At 32.5% G+C, this 6605-nt stretch carries 4 protein-coding genes; 1 reads left to right on the forward strand and 3 read right to left on the reverse strand.

The features are described 5' to 3' along the window. Positions 1-3: 3 nt before the first annotated feature. From mutL to miaB, 3 genes are read right to left on the reverse strand one after another with little or no spacing between them, the layout of a single operon-like run. Positions 4-1749 carry a DNA mismatch repair endonuclease MutL gene (mutL, locus tag BUB87_RS05945; protein WP_073342775.1) on the reverse strand — a complete coding sequence of 582 codons (1746 nt, stop codon included), beginning with the start codon at positions 1747-1749 and terminating at the stop codon, positions 4-6. A gap of 11 nt (positions 1750-1760) precedes the next feature. After that, a complete protein-coding gene (gene mutS / locus BUB87_RS05950) occupies positions 1761-4316 on the reverse strand; it encodes a DNA mismatch repair protein MutS (RefSeq protein WP_073342778.1) in 2556 nt (851 codons plus the stop codon). After that, positions 4313-5719 carry a tRNA (N6-isopentenyl adenosine(37)-C2)-methylthiotransferase MiaB gene (gene miaB, locus BUB87_RS05955; RefSeq protein WP_073342781.1) on the reverse strand — a complete coding sequence of 469 codons (1407 nt, stop codon included), beginning with the start codon at positions 5717-5719 and terminating at the stop codon, positions 4313-4315. Before miaB ends, mutS begins: the two co-directional genes overlap by 4 nt. A gap of 249 nt (positions 5720-5968) precedes the next feature. Between miaB and BUB87_RS05960 the strand changes: the two genes are divergently transcribed. Next, positions 5969-6328, forward strand: a complete 360-nt coding sequence (locus tag BUB87_RS05960) for a hypothetical protein (RefSeq protein ID WP_073342784.1) — start codon at positions 5969-5971, stop codon at positions 6326-6328. Positions 6329-6605: the final 277 nt, after the last annotated feature.

Consider the following 6605-nt stretch of genomic DNA (forward strand, 5'->3'; position numbering starts at 1 on the left):
CTCCTAAATAACCCTTTTAAACATCTTATCCATATCGCTTTTAGTAAATCTGACAATTGTTGGTCTACCATGAGGACAGTTATAAGGATTTTCACAGCTTAAAAGAGACTTTATTAATTCTCTTGCTTCTTTCTCTGTTAAACTATCATTAGCTTTAACAGCTGCTTTACAGGCTTTCTTAAATAACATTTCATCTATAGATGTTCTATTGCTATCCGATGACAAATACGCTACACATTCATCTATAAATAGCCGTGCTTGTGTTTGATCAAAAAAAATTGGAACAGCTCTTATAGCTATTGCCGTTTCACCAAAATCATCAATTTCATAGCCTAATGTATTAAATAAATTAATATTTTCGATTACTATGTTTTTTTCATCGTTCTTTAACTCTATAATAGTCGGTATTAAAAGTCTTTGAGATGATATACGATTATTCTTAAATTCTTTAATATATTTTTCATATAAAATTCTTTCATGAGCTGCATGTTGATCTATTATATATAACTCGTTGTCTTTTTCGCATAGCAAATATGTAGATAAAACCTGTCCAAGGTATTTGATATCATCGTCATAAAAAATCATACCTTCATTTATTACTTCATCTACAGCAATATTAATTTCATTTTCTAATTCATTAATATCCCTGATATCCGTTTCCTTCAATTTTACTTGTTCATACTTAGTTTCTATTTCAACATTTCCCTGCTTTTCAAAATCGTTTATATTAAAAATACTGGTAAGAGGTCTATTAACCTCAGACTTTGGATTTAACGCATTATTTAATGCATTGTACATAGCACCGTATATACCGTGCTCATCACTAAATTTAAGTTCAAGCTTGGTTGGATGTATATTTACATCTATCATACGCGGGTCTATATCGATATTTAAAACTATCACAGGATATGTCCCTGTAGTAAGGTATTGCTTATACACATCTAAAACGGCCGCGTAAAGAGCTTTATTAATAATACAGCGCTTATTTACAAAAAATAATATATCATTTTTACTCCTACGAATTACAGATCTATCTGATATATATCCTGTTACCTTGACAGCTCGGTCTTGTGCTTTGACTTCTATCATATGGTCCGCGATCTCCTGACCCCATATAGTTTTAATGCAATTTAACAGATTCCCATCCCCTGTGCTACTAAGTTTTAGTTTATCATCACTTATTAACTTAAAAGATATCTCAGGATGTGATAACATCAATTTATAAAATATGTTATAAATGTTATTAAACTCAATAGAATCTCTTTTTAAAAATTTTAATCTAGCCGGCGTATTATAAAATAAATCTTTTACTGTTACTGTAGTTCCTTCCTTACAACCTGTATCTCTAACATCGATAATTTCTCCACCCCATACCTCAACTAATGTACCAATCGATTGATCGCGTGGTCTTGTAACAATTTGTAATTTTGATACAGCGCTAATACTGGCAAGAGCTTCACCTCGAAAACCTAATGTAATTAAACTATTTAGATCTTCAATAGTTCTTAATTTACTGGTCGCATATCTTTCAATACATAGTACAGCATCATTTTTTGTCATGCCACATCCATCATCAGTTACCTTTATCAATTTTTTACCGGCATTTTTTACTTCAAGAATAATATTTTTAGAACCTGCATCTATAGAATTCTCTATTAATTCTTTTACCACAGAGGCTGGCCTTTCTACTACTTCACCTGCTGAAATTTTTGATGCTACACTGGCATCTAATATATTGATTATTCCCATAAAAACACCTCTTAATCACATAGTGCGCGTTTTAACTTATAAAGTTGATTTATAGCTTGTAATGGGGTCATATTGTCTATATCCAAACTTTTAATTTCTTCTATTAGATCATAATATTTAAAATCGAAACCAATGTCAAATATACTAATTTGCTTTATAGGTTCCACTGAATCTTTTTGATAAATATGTTTTTTTTCTAATTCAACAAGCTTCTGATTGGCCTTTTTAATAATTGTTTCAGGCAAACCTGCCAGTTTTGCTACCTGTATTCCATAACTTTTATCTGTAGGTCCTTCCATTATCTTTCTTAAAAACACAACCTTATCATCTTCCTCTTTCACTGCTATATTGTAATTTTTCACACATTTCAACTCATCAGCTATATCCACTAATTCGTGATAATGCGTAGCAAAGAGTGTCCTTGCTTTTATTTTTTTAGCAATGTATTCTACTACTGCCCATGCGATACTTATCCCATCATACGTACTTGTACCACGTCCTACTTCATCAAGAATTATAAGGCTTTTGTCAGTAGCATTATTTACAATATTTGCTACTTCATTCATTTCTACCATAAACGTACTTTGACCTGTTGAAAGATCATCTGTTGCTCCTATGCGCGTGTAAATTCTATCTACAATGCCTATTTTAGCGCTGTCTGCAGGAACAAAAGATCCCATTTGTGCAAGTATTACAATTAATGCAATCTGCCGCATATACGTAGACTTACCTGCCATATTAGGTCCTGTTATCAATGAAATCATATGTTCTTTTGTATCCATATAGGTATCATTTGGGACAAATATGTCATCACTTATTTTCTCTATAACAGGATGGCGTCCAACCTTTATATCTATTACCTTCTCCTCAACAAGGATAGGTCTTTGATATCCGTTTGTTTTAGCTACTTCTGCCATAGATGTAAGCACATCGATTTGAGCTATTGCTTCTGCCGATGCTTTAACTCTTTTATATTGTTGGGCCACTTTCTCTCTTATTTCTACAAATAACTGATATTCCAACTCTTTTACTTTTTCTTCAGCACCTAATATATCATTTTCAATTTCTTTTAATTTTTCTGTTACATAGCGCTCACAGTTAGCCAAGGTTTGTTTCCTTATAAAATAATCAGGTACCATGTCTATATTGGACTTTGTAACTTCGATGTAATATCCAAAGACCTTATTAAACTTTATCTTAAGATTTTTTATGCCTGTTTTTTCTCTTTCTTCAGATTCTAGTTGAGCAAGCCAATTTTTACCCTCTGTCGATGCCTTTCTATATTTATCTACTTCTTCATTATATCCGTCTTTTATTATATTACCATCATTAATTGTCATAGGAGCATCATAGCTTATTGCGCTATCAATAAGACTTGAAACATCTTCTAATGGATCAATTTCGTTAAATAATTCCTTTAAATAATCCGACTCTGCATTTTGAATGATATTTTTTATTTCCGGTAAATTAACAATAGAACTATTAAAAAATAGCAAATCCCTACCGTTGGCGCTTTTGTAAACTATTCTGCCCATAATTCTCTCAAAGTCCCTTATCTTTTTCAAACACGCCTTGAGTTTTTCCCTCATTTCATCATTATTTACTAATTCTTCTACGGCGTCCAGTCTTTTGTTTATTTCATCTATATTTAAAAGTGGTCGCTCTAGCCATTTCTTAATAAGCCTTGAACCCATAGGCGTTGAAGTTTTATTGATTACCCATAAAAGAGAACCCTTTTTTTCTTTTGACCTATACGTTTCTAATAATTCAAGATTATTTATAGTATTTTTATCCATTATCATATAATCAGATATCGTATACAATTTTATTTCACTTATATTATCAGAAGCAACCATTTGAGTTGCCTTTATATACATGAAAAGAGCACCTATGGCACGGGTCGCTCTTTCGTAGTATTTAAGTCCCAATCCTTCAAGACTATTGACGTTAAATTTCCTAATAATTTCATCCCGTGCAATATTATAATCAAAGAAATCCCATTTATGAACAAATGACCCGTAATTTAATAAGCTTTCCAGCTCTTCTGGCTTATTTGTTATAATTTCCACCGGTTTAAATTTTATTAATTCATTCAAAAGGTCCTCTTTGCTAGCTAATTCAGTAGCCATTAGTTCTCCTGTCGTAATATCAACTGAGGACAAACCGTATTTCCCATCATCTATATAGATTGACATAAGATAGTTATTACTGGTTTCATCAAGAGCAGCAGTGTCAATAATAGTACCCGATGTTATTACTTTGATAACGCTTCTCTTTACTAAGCCTTTGGCTTCCTTGGGATCTTCCATTTGTTCACATATAGCTACTTTATACCCCTTTGCTACTAATCTAGATATATATGAATCTGCAGAATGAAAAGGAATGCCCGCCATGGGCACCCTTTCTTCTGTTCCACAATCTTTCCCAGTCAATACAATATCCAGCTCTTTTGATGCTACCTCAGCATCTTGAAAAAACATCTCGTAAAAATCCCCTACTCTAAAAAATAATATAGAATCCTTATACTGCTTTTTTATATCAAGATATTGTTCTATTAATGGTGTCATATTATCTCACCCTCTAATGTAAATCCTCGCGAAGCTGTTATTTTCACATTCACAAGTCTTCCGATTATGGATTCATCTCCTACAAAATGTACTAATTTATTAGTTCTGGTTCTACCTGTCATCTTATTAGGATCTTTTTTACTCACTTCCTCTACTAATACATCATATACGTTACCTACAAGCTCTGCGTTTTTTTCTGCTGTGATCTTATTTTGTAGTTCTACAAGTCTATTAAATCTTTCATGTTTCACTGCATCTGGAACCTGGTTAGGCATCTCTGCTGCGGGTGTTCCTGTTCTTTTGGAATAAATGAATGTAAAAGCAGAATCAAATCTTACAGTTCGAACCAAATCCAAAGTATCTTCAAAGTCTTCGTCAGTTTCTCCAGGAAATCCTACAATTATGTCTGTACTCAAAGCTATATTGGGAATATTTTCTCTTAGCTTATATATTAAATCTAGGTATTTTTCTTTCGTATACCTTCTATTCATCGCCTTTAAGATACGATTGCTCCCTGCTTGAAAAGGTAAATGCAGGTGTTCACAGACCTTTTCGCAGTCTCTCATGGCATATATTAAATCATCTGTCAGGTCTTTAGGATGTGATGTAGTAAACCTTATTCGCTCAATACCTTCTATTTCATTGATCATCCTCAATAAATCTGCAAAAGTCACCTTTTCTTCAAGACCTCTTCCATAAGAATTGACATTCTGCCCTAAAAGATTTACTTCTTTAAATCCTTGTCTTGCTAATTCCCTTACCTCATTGATTATATCCTCAGGTTTCCTGCTTCGTTCCCGTCCTCTAACATAAGGTACTATACAGTAAGTGCAAAAATTATCACACCCATAAGTTACATTTACAAAGGCCTTCACTTTATCAGTTCGTTTTATAGGCAGATTTTCTACTACCTGTCCATTTCCTTCCCATACATCTATTATAGTGTTGCTAGACTGTATAGCTTGCTGCAAAATCTTTGGAAATTCGTGAATATTATGAGTTCCAAAAACCAAATCAATGTAAGGTAATTTCTTCATTATGGTTTCAATAGCGCCTTTTTCTTGTACGACGCATCCACTCATTCCTATTACTACATCAGGTTTTTCTCGCTTTAGCTCTTTTAATTGAGATATCCTGCTAAGAGCCCTTACTTCAGCGTGTTCTCTAACGGCACATGTATTAAAAAGTATGACATCAGCGTCATTTATATCTTTTGTTTCTTCATATCCCATATCTTCGAGCATACCGCTGAGTACCTCAGAATCATGTTGATTCATCTGGCAACCAAATGTAAAAATCAGATATTTTTTCCTAACGCCTGTTTTTTTGTAATATTCCTCATTCAATTTCTTTATATCTTCAACAGCTTCTTTAACTGATTTTAAATCCATATTGTTCTTCATATATAGCCTCCTATTATTTATTTCCCAGTAATTTAGAAAATTCGTCATCTTAGCTTTATTATATTTATTATATCATCTAAATATAAAGTGGAAAAGTGCATAACTAATAACTAAATTTATTTTGATAACACTTAATATATCCAACTTAGGTGAAATTCTTGACAGGAATTAGAATAGATATTATAATACTATCTATTCTAATGTATGCAATACAATTGCTAAAATACTTTAGATAAGGGGAAGAAGAAAATGCTTAGAGCAATAAAACATATTTTAATCGGAGAACCATTATCAAACAGAAGATTGTCAACAGAAAAGATTCCTGTATGGAAAGCTTTGGCAATTTTTTCATCTGATGCACTTTCTTCAGTGGCTTATGGCCCAGAACAAATTGTAGTAGTGTTAATGTATGGCGGTCTAGCTTTATATGGGTTTACATTGCCCATATCGCTTGCTATTTTGGGTTTATTAGCTATTGTTAGCATTTCTTACTCTCAGGTAGTGCGCGCAAATCCTGGTGGTGGTGGTTCTTATTCGGTTGCAAAAAAAAATTTAAACGAAACAATGGCATTAATCGGGAGTGAAAAATATTTTGTGTATTTAGATTAATTTCATGCTCTTTCTTGATAAGAATCAATTAACATTTTATTTAACCCATTTCTTAGTATAACCTTTTTTCTACATTTTATGCATTAAAATGAATTAAATTGGTTAAAATATTTAATCAGGGATCCCCTGAGCTTTTTTGAGAACCTTTGAAGACCGTAGGGATTCAAAGGTTCTCAAAAAAATTTTTTCGGGTTTCCCCTTATAGATATTGTTCTAGTCTGCCTGGATACATTATAATCAATTGGTTTAACACTATATCCCAATTTTTATACCTTAC

This window comes from Caldanaerobius fijiensis DSM 17918 (assembly GCF_900129075.1).
Lineage (GTDB): Bacteria > Bacillota > Thermoanaerobacteria > Thermoanaerobacterales > Caldanaerobiaceae > Caldanaerobius > Caldanaerobius fijiensis.

Coding starts and splice junctions, on each gene's coding strand:
- mutL (WP_073342775.1), bottom strand. CDS start 1,749: ATGGGAATAATCAATATATTAGATGCCAGTGTAGCATCAAAAATTTCA.
- mutS (WP_073342778.1), bottom strand. CDS start 4,316: ATGACACCATTAATAGAACAATATCTTGATATAAAAAAGCAGTATAAG.
- miaB (WP_073342781.1), bottom strand. CDS start 5,719: ATGAAGAACAATATGGATTTAAAATCAGTTAAAGAAGCTGTTGAAGAT.
- BUB87_RS05960 (WP_073342784.1), top strand. CDS start 5,969: ATGCTTAGAGCAATAAAACATATTTTAATCGGAGAACCATTATCAAAC.